At 62.8% G+C, this 21,999-nt stretch carries 7 protein-coding genes; 3 read left to right on the top strand and 4 right to left on the bottom strand.

The features are described 5' to 3' along the window. Positions 1 to 33: 33 nt before the first annotated feature. The gene (locus CIT37_RS31320) at positions 34 to 1,464 is read right to left on the bottom strand and encodes an undecaprenyl-phosphate glucose phosphotransferase (RefSeq protein WP_038951074.1); all 1,431 of its coding nucleotides are present in this window, start codon (positions 1,462 to 1,464) and stop codon (positions 34 to 36) included. Positions 1,465 to 2,077: 613 nt separating this feature from the next. Here CIT37_RS31320 and CIT37_RS31325 point away from each other — a divergent pair. Then, entirely contained in the window at positions 2,078 to 2,815 is a 738-nt protein-coding gene (locus CIT37_RS31325; RefSeq protein ID WP_050995698.1) for a metallophosphoesterase family protein, read from the top strand. Between the two features lie 61 nt (positions 2,816 to 2,876). Here CIT37_RS31325 and CIT37_RS31330 read toward each other — a convergent pair whose 3' ends face one another. Next, the gene (locus tag CIT37_RS31330) at positions 2,877 to 3,155 is read right to left on the bottom strand and encodes a hypothetical protein (protein WP_038972575.1); all 279 of its coding nucleotides are present in this window, start codon (positions 3,153 to 3,155) and stop codon (positions 2,877 to 2,879) included. A gap of 574 nt (positions 3,156 to 3,729) precedes the next feature. On the opposite strand from CIT37_RS31330, the gene CIT37_RS31335 reads away from it, so the two are divergent. Then, a complete protein-coding gene (locus CIT37_RS31335) occupies positions 3,730 to 3,996 on the top strand; it encodes a hypothetical protein (RefSeq protein WP_028141813.1) in 267 nt (88 codons plus the stop codon). 244 nt (positions 3,997 to 4,240) lie between these two features. Here CIT37_RS31335 and CIT37_RS31340 read toward each other — a convergent pair whose 3' ends face one another. Beyond that, complete coding sequence (locus tag CIT37_RS31340) at positions 4,241 to 17,659, bottom strand: beta strand repeat-containing protein (protein WP_161966244.1); 13,419 nt, start codon at positions 17,657 to 17,659, stop codon at positions 4,241 to 4,243. An 881-nt stretch (positions 17,660 to 18,540) separates the two neighbouring features. On the opposite strand from CIT37_RS31340, the gene CIT37_RS31345 reads away from it, so the two are divergent. Continuing rightward, complete coding sequence (locus CIT37_RS31345; protein ID WP_095425244.1) at positions 18,541 to 19,875, top strand: helix-turn-helix transcriptional regulator; 1,335 nt, start codon at positions 18,541 to 18,543, stop codon at positions 19,873 to 19,875. Between the two features lie 278 nt (positions 19,876 to 20,153). On the opposite strand, the gene CIT37_RS31350 is transcribed toward CIT37_RS31345, so the two are convergent. Next, on the bottom strand, positions 20,154 to 21,581 hold the full coding sequence (locus tag CIT37_RS31350; RefSeq protein ID WP_095425246.1) for an OpgC domain-containing protein: 1,428 nt from the start codon (positions 21,579 to 21,581) through the stop codon (positions 20,154 to 20,156). Positions 21,582 to 21,999: the final 418 nt, after the last annotated feature.

Raw genomic sequence — 21,999 nt, forward strand, 5'->3', positions numbered from 1 at the left:
TGGCAGGTTCCGGACAGTGAAGAAATCAAACGACTAGTAAGCTTCCTGGAACATCACTGCGGACGCCGTCCGGGCCATAATCTTCAGGTCGAGCCAGATACTCCAGTTGCTGACGTACCAGACGTCATATTCGACCCGCTTCTCCATCAGATCGATCGTCGGCGTTTCCCCCCTGAAGCCGTTCACCTGGGCCCAGCCGGTCAGGCCCGGCTTCATGTGATGGCGGTAGACGTACTTGCTGATGATCTCGTCATAGTAATTGTCATGGGCCAGCGCGTGCGGACGCGGTCCAACCAGCGACATGTCCCCGCGCAGCACGTTCCAGAGCTGCGGCAGTTCGTCGATGCTCGTCATACGAAGGAAGCGCCCGATCTTGGTGACCCGAGCATCCCGCTTGGTCGCCTGGGCAATCGTTTCGCCGTTCTCGCAGACGGTCATGCTCCGGAACTTCCAGATCTCGAACGGCCTGCCATTGAAGCCGCGGCGCGACTGGCGGAATATGACGGCTCCCGGGGAATCCAGCTTGATCAGCACGGCAACGGTGAGCAGCAGCGGCGTCAAGATTACGAGCGCGAACAGGGCCACGCCGACGTCGAGACAGCGCTTTTGCAGCCGTTCGAGAATGGTGAGAGGCGGCCGCTGGATTTCGACCGCTACGGTTCCACTGACCGGCAGGAAGGGACGAGCCACCAGATCGGCGACCGGATCGTCCGGCAGCAGGCGTATCGGCTGGGGGACGGCGCGCAGATATGGCCCGAGCTTACGGAGCATCGGCAATTCGTTCCAGTCGATCGCAAGCAGGTATTCATCGACGTCGGCCGAGCGCGACTGACGGATCACGTCGCGAATCTGCCGCTCCCAATGGCCATCATCCCGGTCGTCGCCGAGCACGAAATGGCGCGTGACGTCGAAGCCATTCCGCCGCAGGTCCTTGAAGCGGCTGGAGGTGAAGTCGAGCGGCTTGAGGCTGAGCAGGATCACCTTGCGATCGACCAACCGGCTTCGCGCAAAGCTCGTGCCGAACACCGCCTGCCAGACGAAGCGCAGGCTGACCAAACCAAGTCCGCCGATCACGGCGAACACGATGACGGTGCCGCGGGACAGATTGTCGGTCGATTTCAGCAGGAACGCCGCAACAGCAAGGATCGTCAGCGACGTCAGCCAGATTAACACCGCCTTTCGAAGCTGCCAGACGATGTTGAGCAGCCGGTGCGTGGCATAGACGTCCCGGAAATAGGCGACTGCGACGAACACCACGCCGACAAACAACCCCGCTCCCACCGAAGCGCCGTCGGTGGGCGAAGCGACGGCGGCGCCGTACAGCGAAGCCCCGGCGGCATAGCTCAACAAGATCAGCAGAAAGTCAGCCGCCATGACGACGATCTGAAATGGCCTCTGAAGAGCGCCACCCCGCGTCGACGACAGCGCGTGAGCGTTTTCAGAACCATAAGTTGCAACAGCCATTCGAACCTCTGCCTATCGAGAGTGTGCCTGACGCTCATCGTGATGCTGAAGACTCGTCACTGCCCCGCACGGAAAGTGTTGAGTGATCGCAGCGACATTGTGGCGTTGCACGCAAAACTTTTGCGGCGCACGGATCATGCGTCGTGTTGAAATGCGCAGCGAAATTCGACGCGCTGAAAATGTCGTCACAGTGATGACATACGAGCGAACGCGTTGCCCTATTTTGAATCAAGTTCCACGTCCATCGCGATGCTTGGCCATCGCGCGAGCACCTCTTCGCTCATCTTTCAGGCGATGCGATCCTTCGACGAAGCACAATGAGTCATTTGCGAGAATTTCGATGATTTTCTATCTGGGCGTGCGATGCGAAATTGCGCCCAGGCATGCATCTTTGCTGCACGCTCGCCTTCAGCGATGCAATTCCCGCGGGCCGCGCCATTCGCGCTGTCGATTGCCGAACAAGGTCGGCAAAAAATGCCGCCCTTCTTTTGGCGTGATCGAGCCGGAGAACAAGGACGCTCCTTCACCGAATTCACGTCGTTCGTGTTAGATGGAAGCTCTCCGGTGCCGGCGACTTGGGGAAATTTTTCAACCACCCGATCGATTGAGCGCCATGATATCTCTCGCCCGACCACGCCCGCCTATTCCCAAACCGCAATTGCCGGAGGGAGTCCGCATCTATGCGATCTCGGACATTCACGGCTGTGCACATTTGCTCCAGCCGATGTTGCGGGTGATCGACGCCGACGTCGCCTGCAGCCGGCCGCGCTACGCGGTCGAGGTCTTCATGGGCGATTACATCGATCGCGGCCCGGATACGCGCTCCACCCTCGACGTCCTGATCGAACGGAGCCGCCGGGGCAACGCAGTCTTCCTCAAAGGGAATCACGAGGCATTTCTGGTGAGGGTGTTCGAAGATCCCTCATTATTCGAGGATTGGATTGCCGTCGGCGGGACCCAGACACTGATGTCCTACGGGCTTGCGCCGCCGGACCTGAAGCGCGACGAGCCGGCATCGATCATGCGCGATCTGATTCGGGCGATGCCCACCGAGCATCTGGAATTCCTCGACAATCTGCGGCTGAGCTTCAGTTGCGGGGACTTCTTCTTCGTTCACGCCGGCGTTCGCCCAGGCGTTCCGCTGGCCGAGCAGACGGAGCGCGATCTGCTCTGGATTCGCGAAGAGTTCCTGCGCAGCGAGGAGCAATTCGGCAAGTATATCGTGCATGGCCATACGCCGGTCCGTAGTGCCGAATTCATGGCGAACCGCGTCAACATCGACACCGGTGCCTATGCGACCGGTAACCTCACCCTGATGAGCATCCAGGGCAGCCGCATGCTCGCGGTATGACGTGGAGCCTTGGTTCGCGACGGCTCGCCTATCGGACCATGGGCATCGACCTCGAGCGGATCTAGTTGAGCAAGCGGGGCTTTTCCAGCCGCGCACGTGTTTCAGCCATCCAATCGTTCCAGGCTCGCTCGTGCTTGACGTAAAGCTCCAGCCAGCGCTCCCCATGTCTGTCCTGGCGGACACGGCGCGCCTCGACAAGCAAATCGGCGCCGGGGCGGGAGCTCGGATTATCCAGCGCTTCGAACTCGACCGTCTCCGAGATCGTCAGCCCGACAAGCACGCGTTGTCCGGCGCCATCGACGATGTAACGCCGCGGCGCATCCTTCTTGGGTTCGCTCATCTCGTCATGCCCCATTCGTACCAGTGAGATCCCGCCAGCGAATCGGACGTTGCCTAAAAGGCTCGTCGGGCGTGGCCGAACGTCGAGGTGGGAGTCGGTCCGGTCATTCGGCGCGAGGCGCCGCGGGATGAGCTCGCAGGGCTTCGTTGCACGCGCCAAGCGCGTAGCGCGTATCCCAAGGTGAGGCCAGCGCCGAAGATGAAAGCGGAGAGGAATGCAGAAGTCATAGGAGTCGCCCTAGATAGTCCGGGACTCATCAAGAGCGAGCAGTGTGTCGACATCATGGTTCTTGCCGACTTCGGGCGCCGAAAGATTGTTCATGCCTGACCTCTTACGTGCATGCGGCATAACTCGTGCATCAAACTCTGCGATCAAGATCGCTCTATTAGAGTCACTCTATATAGAGAGATGCCTTCGCGATCCTGTTCTGTCCAAAGGCTGCTGCCGTCGAACGGGACCTGGCACGCCTTCCCACGAACAGGAAATTTCGGGCCAACCGACCAATCCATGCCCTTGCAACCATTCGGGACCCGTCGCATTATTTCGCATCTCATATTACGAGGGATTCAATCCAATGACCGTCCGCGCTCTTATTCCATCCATTGCCCTGTCCGCTCTCGGCCTCGTTTTGACAGCATCCGTAGCGCCGGCCGCCGAGCTCGCGCTTGCGCCGGCACATCAGCGGGCGGCCTACGCCCAAACCGGGGTCGTGCTGTGGGATGACGTCTATCCGCCCGCGATCTACGGCCCGCAGCTTCGCTCCGTCGAGGAAGTCGCCGCCATGAAGGCGCAGGCGCGTCCAGTGTCCCAACGCTGGTGGGGCTATTGGTACGTTCGGTGAGCGCGGGAACGCTTGGCTAAGAGCCTCCTGAGAGGCCAGCCACCTTCGACCCAGCGACCTTCGACTATAGACCGCCGATCCACCGGATAGCCGGTGGCGGCGGTTTTTGCTTGGGCTCGCGCGGCGATTGCTTCGACGGTTTCACTCGGGTTGGAGCTCGTAAATCCCGGCGGCGACTGCCGGGACGACGGTTCCGGAGACAGACGGCGGGACCGGCGACGCCTGCTCCAAAGCGGGCTTGCTCTCAAGCCAACAGGAAGTTGCCGTTGTGCAGCGTGCCCGTGACATTTTGCAGGCTCACGTCCATATCGCTCGTTCCGTCGCCGTCGATATCGATCTGAAGATAGTCGTTACCCGGCCCGGAATTCTGCAGGTGAGCCGAAGCCTGGTTGGCACCGAGCAGCGCCGCATTCTCCACGTACTCGATGTGACCGCCAGCGACGCTAATGCCCGAGAACGTAAAGCTGTCATTATCGGCGTCGAAATTGTGAATGGTATCGGCAGCGCCGGCGGCGGAATCCGCGGTGCTGACGAAGCGGAAGTTGTCATGGCCCGCGCTGGCGAAGATCTCATCCGCACCCGCGCCGGCAGTGATCGTCGTGTTACCTGACGCATTGCCGATCGTGATCCTGTCGAAATTCGCGGCGGCATTGACGGTTTCGACGTTGGTCACCGTGATGTCGTAGACATTCGCGCTGAAGTTCAGAGTGTCGTTGCCGCCGCCGAGATTGATCACGTTCGCCGGGCTGCCCTGCAACGTCAGAATGTCGTCCGACGAGCTCCCGTTGAGCAGATTCACGTTCCACAGATTGTCGAACGAATTGCTGCCTGCGGCGAGATTCAGGACGTTGGTCCCTTCGCCGAGATTGACCGACACCCCGGACACTGTATTCAGAAGCGTGACCGTATCGTCCGACGGGTTGAGATTGCCGGTGAAATCACTGCCGTTGAGGTTTTCGACGCCACTGATGCTGACCGAATTCACTCCATTGGCGAGCGACACCAGATCGTTTCCACCGCCCATGTCGATGACGATGCCATCGACATTGTTCGTCAAGCTGAGTGAATTGTCGCCCGAATTTCCGTTGATGTGCTCGACGCCGGTCGCGGCGAATGCAGCGAAGTTTCCGTTGAGGGCGATCGTATCCTCGCCGCCGCCAAGGTCGATCGCGACGCCGTTGACCGCTGCGATCGCACCGGTGACAGTCAAGGTGTCGTCGCTCGCGGTTCCGTTCACGTGATTGACGTCGTAGATGTTCACGAACGAGTTCGCGCCGGCAGCGAGGTTCATCGTATTGTCGCCGTTGCCGAGGCTGATGTTCAGGCCCGTCACCGTCGTCGACAAGGTGAGTACGTCGTTGACGCCGGGCGTCGCACCGAAATCGGATCCGCCGACCCCCTCGACGCCGATCAGGCTAAGCGTGTTGGCGCCGCCCGCGAGATTGAGCTGATCATTGCCACCCCCGAGGTCGACGACCAGTCCGTTGGCGGTCGTCGTGAGGTTGACGAACTCGTCGTTGCCGCTGCCGACCAGGTTTTCGACACCCGAGAGATTGAGCGTGTAGCCGTTACCGAAGGTGCCGTTGAGCAGGACGGTATCCCCCGTCCCGGCTCCCAGATTGATCCCGTGTCCGAAGATATTGGCTCCGACGCGAAGATAATCATCGCCAGCCGTTCCGCTCACGGGTGCCGTGTTAGAGAACTGTTGCGTCGAGAGATCGATCGGACTCGCCAACGAGCCCGATGACAGCAACACGATGGCGTCGCTGAACTGCAGCGCTTCGACGTTGGTCAGACCGTCGGTGCCGTCACGGTTCACGACATTGTCCTGAACCTGGATCGTTCCAGCCGTCGTGACGGTGTATTGCGATTGCGTACCCGAGAAGATCACCATGTCGGTGCCGGCGTCGCCGTCGATCGTATCGTTGCCGCCCTGGCCGGTGATGCCGTCGTTGCCGCCACCTGCGTTGATCGTGTCGCCACTGCCGCCGCCGAAGAAGAACTCGTTATTCGAGCTGCCGACCAGCGTGTCGGCCTGGTTCGAACCCTGGACGCTGTTGACGCCTCCCGTGATGAAGTCGGCGCCGGCCGCACCGCTCACAAGTCCCGTCGAAAGGTCGACGGAAACTCCGCCCCCGCTCGCCTGGGAATACGAGACCCGCGTATTGCCGTTACCGGTGATGGTATCGTTGCCGAGCAGGCCTTCGAACAGGTTGAAGGTACCGAACGATCCTGCCGAGGTGACGCCGGTGAAGCCTGTGGCATTGTAGGTGTCGTTCAGGTTGCTGCCGGTCGCACTGTTGACGCCTACATAGGTGTCAGTGCCGATTGAGCCGCCGCCGGTCGCAGTCCCCGCCTGCAGGTTGATGGTCACGGCATCGGTGGCGCTGGAATAGATGATCCGGGTGTTACCGTTGCCGGTGATCGTGTCGTTGCCGGCCAGGCCTTCGAACTGGTTGAAGTTGCCGTTGTTGCCGACGTTGTTGGTTGCACCGTTCTGGAAACCGACGGCGCAAAAATTCGTGGCCGTGAAGACGTCGTTGAAAGTGGTGCCCTGGGCGCCCTCGATCCCGCGGAACGTATCATTGCCGATCGAGCCGTCGCCGGTCGCGGTGCCCGCCGTGAAGTTGATCGTCACCGCGCCGGTGGAGAAGTAGATGTTGTTGTAGCTGATGATGTCGAAGCCGCCGCGGCCGTCGATGAAGTCGTCGCCGGCAAGGCCGGTGAACGTTTCCGTCGCCGTGGTGGTGTTGCTACCGCTGATGGTGTCGTTGAACATCGAGGCCATCACGGCGTTGACGCCGCTGAACGTATCGTTGCCCGTGGACAAGTCACCGCTTGCGGTACCTGCCAGCAGATCGACCGTCACCGCGCCGGTGGCGTTGGTGAATGCAACGCGCGTGTTGCCGTTACCGGTGATGCTGTCGTTGCCACCCATGCCGATGAATTCGTTGAACGTCCCGTTGGAACCGGCATTCTGGCTGCTTCCGGTGAAACCAGCGGCGTTGAAGACGTCCGCAGCGTTCGAGCCGCGCACGGACTCGACCGATCGCAGCGTGTCGGTGCCGACCGTCGCGGCGTCGCCCGTCACGGTTCCCGAGGCCAGTTGAACGTTGATCCCGCCCACCGCGGCCGGATCGAGCGCGTAGTCCGCCCGGTCGAAACCAGCCCGGCCGTCGATGAAGTCATCGCCGGCGCGGCCTTCGAACGTTTCCACGGTTCCTGGGCCATTGGCACTGCCGAGCAGTTGGTCGCCAGATCCAGAGCCGACGACACCCGCAAAGCCCGAACCCACCAAGGTATCGGTACCGACCGAGGCATCTCCCGCCGCCGAGTGGGCCGTCAGATCGACGGTCACGCTGCCCGTTGCATTGGCATACGAGATGCGCGTCAGGAGCGCACCCAGGCTGTTCATCGCTCCCGTGATGCTGTCGTCCCCGCCGCGGCCTTCGAACTCGTTGAAGCCCACATTGGTGCCGGCAATGCCGGTATCGCCCGCAAAGCCGGTCGCGTTGAACGTGTCGGCATAGTCGCTGCCCACGATCCCCTCGACGTTCGCCAGCGTGTCCGTGCCGACCCCTGGACCTGTCACGGAGCCTGCCGCGAGATTTGCGGTAATGCCGCCCGTTGCCGCGACATAGTCGGCGCGGTCGAAGCCGAGGCCGCCGTCGAGCAGATCATTGCCGTCGAGGCCCTTGAGGCGATCGTTGCCCGCAAGGCCACTCAGATTGTCGGCGTAGGCGGTGCCGATAAGCGTATTTGCACCGGCGTCGCCGGTGAGGTGCACGCCCTGCCCCAGGATGAAGTCGGCAGCCGTGAGGTTCGACAGCGTCACGTTCAGCAGCGTGAGGGTGTCGCCATTGCCGAAGTTGATGACCGTGTTCGGCCCCTGTTGAGTGGCAAGCGCCTGAACGTCGGCAAGGGTCGAGACTCCAGGGATCCCCGTGAGGTCGATCTTGTCGGCGTCCGCCTGCAGGAAGTCGCCGGTGGTGTCCGCGCCGCCGCCGGCAGCGTAGACAAAGGTGTCTGCACCGATGCCGCCGTTCAGGCCGTCGTTGCCGGCACCACCGCTGAGCAGATCGTTGCCGCCGTTGCCGAACAGCTGGTCGTTGCCACCAGAACCGGTAACCGTGTCGTTGAAGTTCGAGCCCGCAACGTTGGTCACCCCTCCCAAAATGGTGTCATGACCTACCGAACTATCGCCGTCCACAGTACCGTTTGCGAGGTTAACGGTCACGCCGCCGGTCGCGTTGGCGAACAGCAGCTGCGTGCTGCCGTTGCCGGTGATGAGGTCGTTGCCGGCAAGACCCTGGAAGGAATTGAAACCGATGAAGCCTGACGCGTCGTAAGTGTCGGCGAAATTGCCGCCATAAACGCTGTTGACGCCCGTGAAGGTGTCGTGCCCGACCGATACGTCACCCGTGATCGAGCCGGCGTTCAGGTTGACGGTGACGCCGCCGGTGGCATTCGTGTAGAGCAGCCGTGTGTTGCCGTTGCCGGTGATGGCATCATCGCCGCCGAGGCCCTCGAACTGGTTGAAGGTGCCGTTGTTGCCGATATTGAGCGCACCGGGCTGGCCATAGCCCGTCGCCACATAGGTGTCGGCGTAGCCCGTGCCCTGAATGCCCTCGATCGAACGCAGCGTATCGGTCCCGATCGACCCGTCGCCGGTCGCCGTGCCTGCCGCCATGTCGATCGCGACGCCGCCCGTGACCGTGCTGAGGCTGTTGTAGATGGCAACGTCGAAGCCGCCGCGGCCGTCGATGTAGTCGTCGCCGCCAAGACCGGTGAAGTTGTTGTTGAAGCTGCTTCCGAGCAGCGTGTCGGCGAAGGTCGAGCCCTGCACCGCGTTGACGCCGGTGAAGGTGTCGGTGCCCTCGGTCGCCCCTGTCGCGCTGCCGGCAACCGTGACGGCATTCGTGGTCCCGACGACGCTGGTCTCGAGGTCAACGCTGACGCTCGAGGCCGCGATCTGGTAGTTCAGGCGGGTGGAGCCGTTGCCGATGATGGTGTCGTTGCCGCCGGCGCCGGCGAAGTCGTTGAAGGTCCCGGAGGAACCGACATTGGTCGCCCCGACCTGGCCGAAGCCGGTCGCGTCGAACGTGTCGTCGAAATTGGTGCCGCGCGCGGCCTCGACGCTGCGCAGCGTGTCGGTGCCGACCGTGGCGTCGCCGTTCACGGTGCCTGCGGCGAGGTGAACATAGATGCCGGACGTGGTCGTCGTGTCCGAATTGTAGGTGACCTGGTCGTAGCCGCCGCGGCCGTCGATATAGTCGTCGCCGCCGCGACCTTCATAGGTCTCGTAGGTGAAGGCCGCATTGTCGCTGCCGTAGATCGTGTCGTTGGAGGCCGAACCCCAGATCGTCGAGACGTTGGAGAAGGTGTCGTGGCCCACCGAGGCATCGCCATCCGCGGTCCCGGCCCCGATGTCGACGATGACCGCGCTGGTGGCGCTCAGATAGGACACTCGCGTCACTGCCTGTCCCAGGGCGTTGAGATCGCCGACGACGCTATCGTCGCCGCCGCGCCCTTCAAACTCGCTCTGGCCGGCGGCTACGCCGGGCAGACCGGTCGATCCGGTGAACCCGGCCGCATTGAACGTGTCGGCATAATTGCTGCCGAGGATCCCCTCGACATTCGCCAGCGTATCTGTGCCGACGCCCGGGCCGGTCACGGAGCCGGCCGCAAGATTGGCGGTGATGGCTCCCGTTGCATCGCCGTAATCGGCGCGGTCGAAGCCCTGGCCGCCATCGAACTGGTCGTTGCCGCCGAGACCTTGCAGGACGTCGTTGCCGCCGAGGCCGCTCAAATTGTCGGCATAGACTGTGCCGACCAGCGTGTTCGGATTGGCGTCGCCGATCAGGTGAACGCCCGGCGCGAAGATGAAATCCGCAGCAGTCAGGTTCGATAGGGTCACGTTCTGCAGCGTCAGGCTGTCGCCATTGCCGAAATTGATGAACGTGTTCGGTCCCTGCTGCGAGGCGATCGCCTGCACGTCAGCGAGGTTGTAGATACCTGCGCCCGAAAGGTCGATTTTGTCGGCTTGCGCATGCGAGAAGTCGCCGATGAAATCGGCACCACCGCCGCTCACATACACGAAGGTGTCGGCGCCGCCGTTGCCGAGCAGATTGTCGGCGCCGCTGCCCCCCTTCAGCGTATCGTTGAAGCCCGATCCGGACACGCCGTTGACGCCACCGGTGATGGTGTCATGCCCGACCGAGGCATCCCCATTGACGGTGCCGCTGGCGAGATCGACAACAACGCCGCCGGTCGCGTTGGCGAACAGCAGCTGCGTGCTGCCGTTGCCGGTGATGAGGTCGTTGCCGGCAAGACCCTGGAAGGAATTGAAACCGATGAAGCCTGACGCGTCGTAAGTGTCGGCGAAATTGCCGCCATAAACGCTGTTGACGCCCGTGAAGGTGTCGTGCCCGACCGACACATCACCCGTGACCGAGCCGGCGTTCAGGTTGACGGTGACGCCGCCGGTGGCATTCGTGTAGAGCAGCCGTGTGTTGCCGTTGCCGGTGATGGCATCATCGCCGCCGAGGCCCTCGAACTGGTTGAAGGTGCCGTTGTTGCCGATATTGAGCGCACCGGGCTGGCCATAGCCCGTCGCCACATAGGTGTCGGCGTAGCCCGTGCCCTGAATGCCCTCGATCGAACGCAGCGTATCGGTCCCGATCGACCCGTCGCCGGTCGCCGTGCCTGCCGCCATGTCGATCGCGACGCCGCCCGTGACCGTGCTGAGGCTGTTGTAGATGGCAACGTCGAAGCCGCCGCGGCCGTCGATGTAGTCGTCGCCGCCAAGACCGGTGAAGTTGTTGTTGAAGCTGCTTCCGAGCAGCGTGTCGGCGAAGGTCGAGCCCTGCACCGCGTTGACGCCGGTGAAGGTGTCGGTGCCCTCGGTCGCCCCTGTCGCGCTGCCGGCAACCGTGACGGCATTCGTGGTCCCGACGACGCTGGTCTCGAGGTCAACGCTGACGCTCGAGGCCGCGATCTGGTAGTTCAGGCGGGTGGAGCCGTTGCCGATGATGGTGTCGTTGCCGCCGGCGCCGGCGAAGTCGTTGAAGGTCCCGGAGGAACCGACATTGGTCGCCCCGACCTGGCCGAAGCCGGTCGCGTCGAACGTGTCGTCGAAATTGGTGCCGCGCGCGGCCTCGACGCTGCGCAGCGTGTCGGTGCCGACCGTGGCGTCGCCGTTCACGGTGCCTGCGGCGAGGTGAACATAGATGCCGGACGTGGTCGTCGTGTCCGAATTGTAGGTGACCTGGTCGTAGCCGCCGCGGCCGTCGATATAGTCGTCGCCGCCGCGACCTTCATAGGTCTCGTAGGTGAAGGCCGCATTGTCGCTGCCGTAGATCGTGTCGTTGGAGGCCGAACCCCAGATCGTCGAGACGTTGGAGAAGGTGTCGTGGCCCACCGAGGCATCGCCATCCGCGGTCCCGGCCCCGATGTCGACGATGACCGCGCTGGTGGCGCTCAGATAGGACACTCGCGTCACTGCCTGCCCCAGGGCGTTGAGATCGCCGACGACGCTATCGTCGCCGCCGCGCCCTTCAAACTCGCTCTGGCCGGCGGCCACGCCGGGCAGACCGGTCGAGCCGGTAAACCCGGCCGCATTGAACGTATCGGCATAATCGCTGCCGACCACACCCTCGATGCCGATGAGCGTGTCTGTCCCGACGCCAGCTCCCGAGGCCGTCCCGGCCGCGAGGTTGACGGCGATGCCGCCGCTCGCATCGGTATAGATGGCGCGATCGAAGCCCGCACCGCCATCCAGAAGGTCGCTGCCGCCGAGGCCCTGGAGGCGGTCGTTGCCACCGAGACCGCTGATGGATTCGGCATCGGCGGTGCCGACGAGGTCGTTCGCGTTTCCGTCGCCGACGATCGGCGCGGCCGGCGCGCCGAACAGGAAATCGCTCGCCGTCAAGCTGCTCAGATTGACATTCTGAAGCGTGAGGCCGTCACCCGAGCTGAAGGTAATGACCGTGTTGGGGCCGCTCTGCACCGCATGCGCTTGCAGGTCAGAGAGGCTGAAGATGCCGTAGACCCCGGTCAGATCGAGCTTGTCCTGGCCATGGACGAAGTCCTGGATGAAGTCGAAGCCGCCGCCGCTCGCATAGACAAAGGTGTCCACGCCGGCGCCGCCACTGAGGAAGTCGTTGCCGGCACGACCATCCAGGATGTCGTTGCCGACGTTGCCGGAGAGACTGTCGTTGCTGGCGCTGCCGATGATGGTGTCGTTGAAATTGGACCCCAGGACATTGAACACGCCGCCCGTGATGGTGTCGTGGCCGACCGAGCCGTCGCCGTCGGCGGTGCCCGCAGTGAGGTTGACGGTCACGCCGGCAGTGGCGTTGTTGTACTGAATCTGCGTCGCGCCGTTGCCGGTGATCTGGTCGTTGCCGCCCTGCCCCTGGAACGAGGTCCCGCTCGGACCAGAGAATCCCGTTGCGTCGAAGATGTCGGCAAAGTTGCTGCCCAGGGCGCTGTTGACGCCGGTGAACGTGTCGTGACCGGTCGAGCCGTCGCCGGTGGCGGTGCCGCCCGCGAGATTGATGGTCACCCCGCCGGTCGCGTTGGCGAAGATCAGGCGCGTGTTGCCGTTACCGGTGATGACGTCGTCACCGCTCAGCCCTTCGAACTGGTTGAAGGTCCCGTTGTTGCCGACATTCGCGCCGGCCACCCCGTAACCGGTCGCATCGTAGGTATCGTCGAAGTTGGTGCCCTGAACGCCCTCGATCGAACGAAGCGTATCCGTGCCGTTCGAGGCGTCTCCGGTGACGATGCCGGCCGCCATATTGACGGTGATGCTTCCCGTGATGAAGAAGATGTTGTTGTAGGACGAGACGTCGAAGCCGCCGCGGCCGTCGATATAGTCGTTGCCGGCGAGGCCGGTGAAGTTGTCGTTGGTCGCCCCGCCCAGCAGCGTGTCATCGAACATCGAGGCCTGGACGGCGTTGACGCCGGTGAAATGATCGGTGCCGACGGATGAATCGCCGGTGGCGGTGCCGGTGACGAAGTCGACCTGGACTCCGGCCGTCGCGTTGTTGAAACCGAGCCGCGTGAAGCCGTTGCCGGTGATGGTGTCGTCACCGCCATTGCCGGTGAACTCGTTGAACGTCCCGTTCGAGCCGGCGTTGACGCTGCCCGAGCCGAAACCGGTGGCATTGTAGGTATCGGCGAAGTTGGTGCCGCGGATCGCCTCGATCCCGCGCAACGTATCCGTGCCGACGGTCGAATCGCCGGTGACGGATCCGGCGGCGAGATTGACCGTAATTCCCGTCGTGGTGTTCGGATCGACGTTGTAGTCCACACGGTCGTAGCCACCGCGGCCGTCGATGTAGTCGTTGCCCGCAAAGCCCGAATACACCTCTGCGGTGAACATCGGATTGTTGCTGCCCAGAATCGTGTCGTTATGCGCGGAGCCCCAGACGCCGTTGAAGCCGGACCCGACGAGGGTGTCGTGGCCCACCGATGCATCGCCTTGGGCATAGCCGGCGACGAGATCCACCGTCACCGCGCCGGTGGCGCTGACATAGGAGACGCGCGTCAGCTCGGCGCCCTGGCTGTTGGTGTTGCTGATGATGGTGTCGTCGCCGCCTCTGCCTTCGAACTCGTTGTAGCCGACAGGGCTACCCGGGACATGGGCGTCGCCGGTGAAGCCCGCCGCGTTGAATGTATCGGCAAAGTCGCTGCCGACGGCAGCTTCGATGTTGACGAGGGTGTCCGTCCCCACGCCGGCGCCGGACGCCGTTCCGGCCGCCAGATCGATGGTGACGCCGCCGGTTGCATCGGTATAGAGGGCGCGGTCAAAGCCCGGGCCACCGTCGAGGATATCGTCACCCGAACCGCCGCCGAGATAGTCCTTGCCAGCACCGCCAAAGAGGATGTCGTTTCCGTCGCCACCGCTGATGCGATCGTTGCCGTCCTGGCCATCGATCAGATCGTTGCCTGTTCCGCCCGAAAGCAGGTCATCGCCGAGCGAGCCGAACAGGGCATTCCCGACCGGGGTCAGCACGGCATTCGAAACCTCCGTGTCCAGATTTTCGACAAAGCGGTCTGTGAGCTGATCAATCGATTGTTGATCCGAAAAATTCGTCGCAGCCAGCTGGTCGGCGGCCGCACCTTGAGCGACCTGACCGGCCTGCGCCAGCTCGGTGACGTTCGTGGCCCCCTGAATGCTGTCGTTCGCGGCAGCAACGACCTCGATAACCGTCGCGGCGGCCGCCGCGTCGACGCCGGAGGACGTGACGACGCTCTGAACCGTTTCCGAAGACGCCAGATCGAAGACGGGCGCGCCGGGGCCGCTCAGAGACGCCGTAATAGCGCTTGCAATGGCTGTAATGACCGCGCCCGTCTCCACGCCGACGGCCGACACCTGGGCGACCGTGCTTTGGACCTGGATAGCCGCCGCAAGCACCGCCGTTGCCGTCGGATCGCCATTCACCGCAGCGGGCACCGGATCGTACGACAGCAGGTCAATGGGGTTGGCAGGATCAGAGGCGAGATCGACGTTGAACGCGGCCGCAATGGCGTTGATGGCTTGGTCCACCGTCAGCGGATGCTCGTCGTTTGCCGTGCTGTCGACCAGTGCGGCGATCAGCGTCGTCAGCGGAGTGATGACGGTGGAGCCCTCCGGCGCCCTCAGCACGCCGGCGACCTGCAATCCCGTCGAGATATCGACGCCGCCGATACTCACGAGCGGACCGGAGCCGCCCGCCAACGTAAAACTGCCGTCAGCCCGTGTCGTCGTGTGCGCCTCGCCTGCGTCGAGTATTCCGTTGTTGTTGGCGTCAGCAAATACGGTTGCGCCGCCGATATAGCCGTCGATATCCAGCGCGTTGATCTCGTTGGCACCGGACGTCACGGTCAGCGCGAGCTCGGCCGAGCTCACCGCCTGATGAACGCCGTCGTCGGAGATGGCGGTGACCTGCAGGGTGAACGGATCCGCGCTGCCGACGGCATGGTTCGGGATCAGGACGACGTTCTGGATTGAGTCGCCCGTCACGAGCCAGGCGCCGTCCCCGATCGCTGCGCCGTTCTGGACCGTAAAGCTCGACGGCACCCCCTCGATCTTCACCGACAAGGTGCTGCCCAGATCGACCTTGTCGGCCGCTATGTGAAGCGTGATGTTTCCGTCGGCGGCGCCCGACGAGTCCTGTACGCTCAGATTCGGTGCGTCCTGCGCGCCATGGATATCGAAGCTGATATTCTTGGTCGTGCCGTCGACGGACGTGACCGTGAAAGTCTCCGTCTTGGTGTCATTGGCGCCGAGATACTGAATAGCGGCGTTGTCGACCGAATAGGTGTAGTGGCCGTCGGCCAGCAGCGTCACCGTGCCGAGGTTGCCTTGTGCCGTGATCTCGCTGGCCTGGAACGCGGCCTGGTTCTGGTCGGCATCGACGATGGACAGCTGCCCGGACGCTGTCAGTTGGCCGTCCTCGGTGACCTCGTGATCCCCGACATTGCCAATGGTCGCGCCGTCATTCTCGCCGTGGATCGTGAACGTGACGTCCTTGGAGGTGCCATCCTGAGAGGTGACCCGGAACGTATCGATCTTGGTTTCGCCGGCTCCGAGATATTGCGCGGCGTTGTTGGCGACAGCGTAGGTGTAGCCGCCGTTGGCCGAGAGGTTCAGCGTGCCGAGATTGCCCGGCCCTGTGAGCACGCCGGCCTGGAATGACGACTGGCCCGCATCCGGGTCGCTGACCGAGATGCTGCCCACCGCGGTCAGATTCCCGGCGTTGTTCGCCGCAAGGTCTTCCGTCACGTCCGCAATGGTGGGATCGCCGATCGTCGCCGCGTGATTGCCGCCGGCCGGGCCATGAACGGTGAAGCTGACCTGCTTGGTGGTGCCATCGACAGCGGTCACGGTGAAGGTGTCGACCTTGACGGCGCCGGCCGCCAGATTGTGCGCAGCACTTTCGGCCACGACGTAGACATAGCTGCCGTCGCCCGACAGCAGCAGGAAGCCCAGATTGCCGGCAGCGGAGCCAACGGCCGGCTTGAACGCCGCCTCGCCCTGATCAACATCCGTGATGCCGATGCTGCCGGACGCGGTGAGCACGAGCGCCGACGGATTGTCGTAGACGTCGTGAACCGTGGGTGTGCCGATCACCGCTGCGTCATTGACGCCCTTGATGACGAAAGAGACCTGCTTGGCCGTGCCGTCGAACGACTTGACGGTGAAGGTTTCGACCTTGGTGTCCCCCGCACCGAGATATTGCACGGCGCTGTTGGCGACCGAATAGCTGTAGGTGCCGTTGGCATTCAGCGTCAGTGCGCCCAGATTGCCCTGCCCCGTGATCACGCCGGCCTGGAACGTGGACTGGTTCTGGTCGGCATCCGAGATCGAGATCGTGCCTGACACCGACAGCGTCGGCGCGCTGGCGTCTTCGGTGACGGTGGTGAAGGCGGGCGCACCGATCACGGCGGCGTCGTTGGTGCCGTGAACCGTGAAGGAGACCTGCTTGGCCGTGCCGTCCAGCGCGCTGACCGTAAACGTCTCGACCCTGGTCTCGCCAGCGCCGAGATATTGAACGGCACTGTTGGCGATCGAATAGGTGTAGCTGCCGTCGGCCTTCAGGGACAGGGTGCCGAAATTGCCCAAGGCGGATACCGCGGTGGTCTTGAACGGCGATTCGCCCTGATCGACATCGGAGATCGCGATCGTCCCAGTGAGCTTCAGGGTCGGATTGCGGGAATCCTCGGTGACATCGGCAGCCGAGGGTGTGCCGATGATTGCGGCATCGTTGGCGCCCTGGATCGTGACGGTCGCCGTCGCCGTCGATGTCAGGCCGGCGCTGTTGGTTACGGTATAGGTGAAGGTCTCGGTCGCGGACTGGCCGGCGCGCAGCGACTGGAACGCAGAACCCGGGGTATAGGCGATGTTGTGGCCGTCGGCGGCGATGCTGACCGTCCCCAAAATTCCCTGTGTATTGACGGAGGTGACGCGCAGCGTCCCGCCCGCGGGGTTGGTGTCATTGGCGAGCACGTTGATCGCGGTGACGCCGGCATCCTCGCCGATCGTGACCGCATCGGCATTGGCGACCGGTTTTTGCACGAGCGAAACCTGGAAGACGGCGTCGTTGTAGTCGGCGTCGCCCGGCGCGGTGTAGCTGCCGTTGGACCTGCGCGTCGCGGCGGTATCCTCCCAGGCGATGGTGCCGGTCGCGCCGTCGGCAGTGTCGCCGGCGAGCTTGGCTGCCGTCTGCTGGCTGCCCGTGACCGACGAGGCATAATCGACGCCGCCCGCGTTCTTGGAGGTCTCGGTAAACAACGCATTGGTGCCGGCGCCCGTGAGCAGATCGGGCTTGCCGGCAACGTAGATGACGTTGCCGTTGGCATCGACATCAGCGACCGCCCAGGTGCCGTCCGAAAGCTTGATGACCTTGATGGCGCCGGTGAGATCGTCGGCATCGTTGCGGCCCTGCGCCGCACCATCCGGAATGAGGAAGAACTGGATCTTGCCGAGATCGGCGGTGTTCACCGCGAAGTCGACATGGGAGACACCGGGGGTGAGGGCGCCAGCCCCTTGCGAATCCGCATTTGCAAACAGGACTCCGCCGAGCCCCGTTGAGCTGTTGTACCAACCAAAGGTGTTGCGAAAGGCCGCGGACTCCGAGACAAAACTGGCGCGCAAAATCGTCTGGTCGCTCATGGCGAGCCCCCCCTTTAACATTCTGATGCTCAAAGTTCGCCGTCAGCCCAACGGCGCGAGTTGGAAATGAAATGGTCTTGTTATGGTTGTATTGGGTATCGATTCGACGAGGCGTCGTTGCCTGACGGCGAACGGCGAAGTCCTGTCACGGAGCGAAGGACTTCTGATAATTGCAAATTGTTTCCATTGTTGCGTGACTGCGTCAAGGCAGCACAGCTGCTAACCTTAAGCGCGGCGTGAATTGAACAGCGCAGCCGAGAGAGCGTGTGTCCCGGCTTTGCGATTGCGCCCGAGTTCGGCAGACCATGGGGTCGAAGCTTTGCCGAACTGCAGCACAATACGGGATGGAATGAAGCGATCGCCTTGCCTCCCCGGCTGGCCTTGACCAGATCGCTTAAGCTGCCGACAAAATGGATTGCGACCGTTGATAGCGCGGCTGAACAATTCGCGCCGCGCCTGGGGACACGAACTGCGACATTCTGACGCGCCCAGAGATCCCTGCTGCAGCTCGATATCGGGAGCCGAAAGCCGACGCCGAAATCCGACTGACTCAAGCAAAGCAATGTCATCTCAATTCCTGGTGCAGCAAATATTCCTCGTCCATGGAATAGCGCCGGCACATCTGGACGCATGACCCGAATGGGTCATTCCGGTCCGGGCGCCGCCGCCTTCCGCAGCCATCCGCTAGACTTTCGTCAAGTGCGTTTTTTTCAGGAAAAACAGGCAAGGGGGCTTGCTTCGAGCCGCCTCCTCACGAAGCATCGCCGGTCGGGGAAACGCGTTGGAGGGCCTCAGATGTCGGGGACTTTCTGCCCGGCATGCAGCAAGAATGCATGCCGGGCTGCAACGAAATGCGCGGGGCTGGGCGAAGGGGACCGCGCTTGAAAGCCGACAAAATCGACGGTGCAGGACTGTCGAGGGTCCTCAATCGACTTGGCGAGGCCGCCGTGAATCCGGAAGCATGGCGCGACATCATGGATGACATCTGCAGGGCGGTGGGCGCGTCGGCGGCCATACTCCTTCAAAGTGACGTCAGGACTCCCGACGTTCCACGCACGGCATCGATCGCCGAGGCCACCGATCTCTACTTCAGGAACAACTGGCACTTAAGAGACCCGCGCGCCAAGGCTTTTCCGCGCATGATGGCGGGCGAGGTCGTGACCGACCTCGATATGATGACCCCGGAGCAGATTCGCGCCGATCCCATGTACAACGAGGTGCTGTTCCCGTTCGGATACCGGTGGTTCGCCGGCATCGGCTTCTGGGCCGACAGCGCAGCGTGGGCATTGACGATCCAGCGAACCGGCCACGAAGGCGCATTCGAGGCACCCGACAAGCAACTGCTTGCCCAATTGGCGCCGCGCCTGACCGAGACCGCCACGCTCGCGACGGTGATGGGAAGGGTCGCGCTCTCCTCGATGACCGATGTGCTCGACCGGGTCCAACAGCCCGCATTGATCCTCAATCGGGAAGGAATGGTCCTGCGCACCAACACGGCAGCCGAAACTGGATTCGACAACGAGATCCGCATCAGGGAGCGGCGCCTCGTTGTTCACGACAAGCAGGCGATGACAAGGCTCGATCAGCTGATCAGCATGATCCGATCGACGCCGGATGCCGCGGCCATGCCCGCCTCTCCAATCCTTGTCCGCCGGACGGCAAAGCCACCGGTCGTGTTGCGGATCCTGCCGGTGGACGGCGCGGCGCGCTCCGTCTTCCTCGGCGCTCGCGCCATGCTGATCCTGTCCAACCTCATCCCGCGCGCGGCGCCGGACCCGGCGCTGATCGGCCAGGCCTTCGATCTCACGCCGGCGGAATCTCGACTGGCCGCGCTGCTTGCAACCGGCGCATCGCTCGCCAGCGCTTCCGAGCACCTGCGCATCTCGCGCGAAACCGCCCGCAACCACCTCAAGTCGATCTTCTCGAAGACGGGCGCGCACCGCCAGTCGGAGCCGAACCGGGCGCTGACCATACGAACGGGTCATTCCCTGCGAACAGGGAAATTTACAGGGAAAACGCCCACCGCAGGACCCGCCTTGGCAACGAGAGTTGGCGGGAACCACTTGAAAATCCGCAGAAATCCCGAGCGTCGCGGTCGCATCGGAACAGGGAATTTTTCGCTGGCAAACAGGGACTCTCCTGGCCGTGAGCACGGAAAAATATCCGGCGGACTTCAGTGGCGCGCCTGTCGGACACTGGCAACGCGGCTACAGTGACAAGGTGACCCCGATCATCGACCGGTTTTGCACGGTGCATGCCAAAGCTGACTTTCGGCTCCTGGCCTATGCTCAATCTGCCCGCTGCGGCTGCGTGCTGTGACCTTCGAAATGGCTCCGTACATCAGCAACACGGCGGAACGCCAGATGGCGACTGAACCGTACGATTCCCGTTGCTGAGACATTCGGCCTCTCGCTGCGAAGAAACGCGATCCTTCACCTCCTAGTGATCTCTCAGAGCGGCTCGAGGTCTGCCGGAACTTTTCCGTGCCGATGCGTCAAAAGCCATATTCCGCCGATGGAATGGTCGCTGTTGCATTCCTGGCTGCAGGCTTCGGCGACGCCGCGATGACATCCGCCTTCGGCCGTACTAATCCGTCTGCGAGGCCAAACACCTGGTACACTCGGTGGGATTGCCTATCCACGAACCAGCAATTGATGACGGGATTCCGGCCGCCGGCCCATCCGAGCTCGCGCAGTCCTCGGCGGAACGCCTCCAAGGGGCGCCAGCCAACGGTGCCCCAGGCAGCCGGCGGGACGCGCACGCCTGCAGCCAGAGCAACAGTCGGCTGCAGCCGGGGCGTGATCTTGACCAAGTTCAGCAGCGTCGCTGCCACGATCATCATGAGGACTCCACCAACGCTGAGCGTGATCTGCATCGCAAGCCCTTCCGATATGTCGAGCAGCGCCAGGAGGCTAGCGAGCGTCAGCAGGACGCCGAGGCAGAAGATTGGCAACGAGTGCTTGCCACAGAGGATGGCGCCGCGCATCACCGCACTCGTCAATGCTTGCCGATTGGGCGGCGCGAACCATACCGCCACAACCGCTAGAGCCAAGAAATGCAATAGACGCAACGGATCGAGATTGGATTTGTCTAGCGGGTAAGCCAGTTTGGTCAGCCCCTGCGGGATCAACGCTTCCAACGGCTTGATTCTCCAGCTCAATGCGATGACGAGGCTGAAGATCAGATAGAGAGCGGCGGGCACGAGCACCGTGCGAGACGTTAGCCAGGGGCGCACTCTTTCGCCCTCGATTATCATCCACGCACCAAGAACCGCCAATAGCTGCCAGGCCAGTGGATTGAAAGCCCAATGGCCGCTCGGCCACGCCGGCATGGACCAGCCGAACATTTGCACCAGCGCATAAAGCGCCAGCGAGGCGCCAAGCGTCACGTTCGGCATTCGGAGCAGCAACCACAGCAACGGCGCGAAAAAGAGGTGGAGAAGCACGAAGATCGGCAATACGTCGGTATTGACCGGACGGTATTGCAGAATCGCTGCGTGGGCGAGCGCCGAGCCCGGCTGATCCAACAGAATGCGCGTATTGCTCTCATCAGCAAGACGGTCCCCGCCTGCGAGGTGAACCAAGATGGCGCAGGCGAGCGTCAGCAGCAGAAATGCGACATAGATGTCCCAACTTCGCCGCAGGGTCCGGCGGATCACGCTGGTCCACCCCTCGCAACTCCGTACTTTGCCGTAGGCTAGCGCGCAGGTGACTCCCGAGACGAACATGAACACTTCCGCGGCATCGCTGAAGCCGTAGTTCCGTAGCGTCAGCCAACTTCCAATGTTATTGGGGACATGATCAAGAAAGATGCACCAGAGCGCGATGCCGCGGCAGGCATCAATGCGAGGGTCGCGGCTGTTGACTTTGAGCTCCGGCGGAGCGCCCGCAAATAGCTTCGGGGATGCGGTCCGATCCTGCATTGGCTTGCCTCGTCCAGGGTACGCGCAGGCTTCGAGAGGAACGATCGAGAGGAACTGAATGTAACAAAAAGCACGCTGCGGGATTCTGACAGCGACGCAGTCCAGAATTGCTTCACACCGACCCGGCCACAACAGCAACTGCGACAATGACGATATGGCCGGGCTGCGCAAAACCCTCTGGTGGAATGGCTGACTGTCGTCATCATCGTGCAAGCGCCGCAGCCTGTAAATCGGCCGGAGGTCGGTACAGAGAGGTGCCTAGGTCCTATGACCAAGGTACCGTCCGTCCTGCCGTCCGTTTGACCTTGGTCAGACATATGATGAGCAATTCATCGCTCGCATTAGAAGGGGCCCGCGAGCTGCGCGCTTCACGTAGTCCGCTCCCTTCTTACCTGACGGCGAACCGCCGGCCGGAGCC

Origin of the sequence: Bradyrhizobium ottawaense (assembly GCF_002278135.3) — a bacterium.
Taxonomy (GTDB): Bacteria; Pseudomonadota; Alphaproteobacteria; order Rhizobiales; family Xanthobacteraceae; genus Bradyrhizobium; species Bradyrhizobium ottawaense.

What these genes read in the sequence shown, in the direction of transcription:
- CIT37_RS31320 (WP_038951074.1), bottom strand. Translation starts at nt 1,464, where the DNA reads ATGGCTGTTGCAACTTATGGTTCTGAAAACGCTCACGCGCTGTCGTCG.
- CIT37_RS31335 (WP_028141813.1), top strand. Translation starts at nt 3,730, where the DNA reads ATGACCGTCCGCGCTCTTATTCCATCCATTGCCCTGTCCGCTCTCGGC.
- CIT37_RS31350 (WP_095425246.1), bottom strand. Translation starts at nt 21,581, where the DNA reads ATGCAGGATCGGACCGCATCCCCGAAGCTATTTGCGGGCGCTCCGCCG.
- CIT37_RS31330 (WP_038972575.1), bottom strand. Translation starts at nt 3,155, where the DNA reads ATGAGCGAACCCAAGAAGGATGCGCCGCGGCGTTACATCGTCGATGGC.
- CIT37_RS31340 (WP_161966244.1), bottom strand. Translation starts at nt 17,659, where the DNA reads ATGAGCGACCAGACGATTTTGCGCGCCAGTTTTGTCTCGGAGTCCGCG.
- CIT37_RS31325 (WP_050995698.1), top strand. Translation starts at nt 2,078, where the DNA reads ATGATATCTCTCGCCCGACCACGCCCGCCTATTCCCAAACCGCAATTG.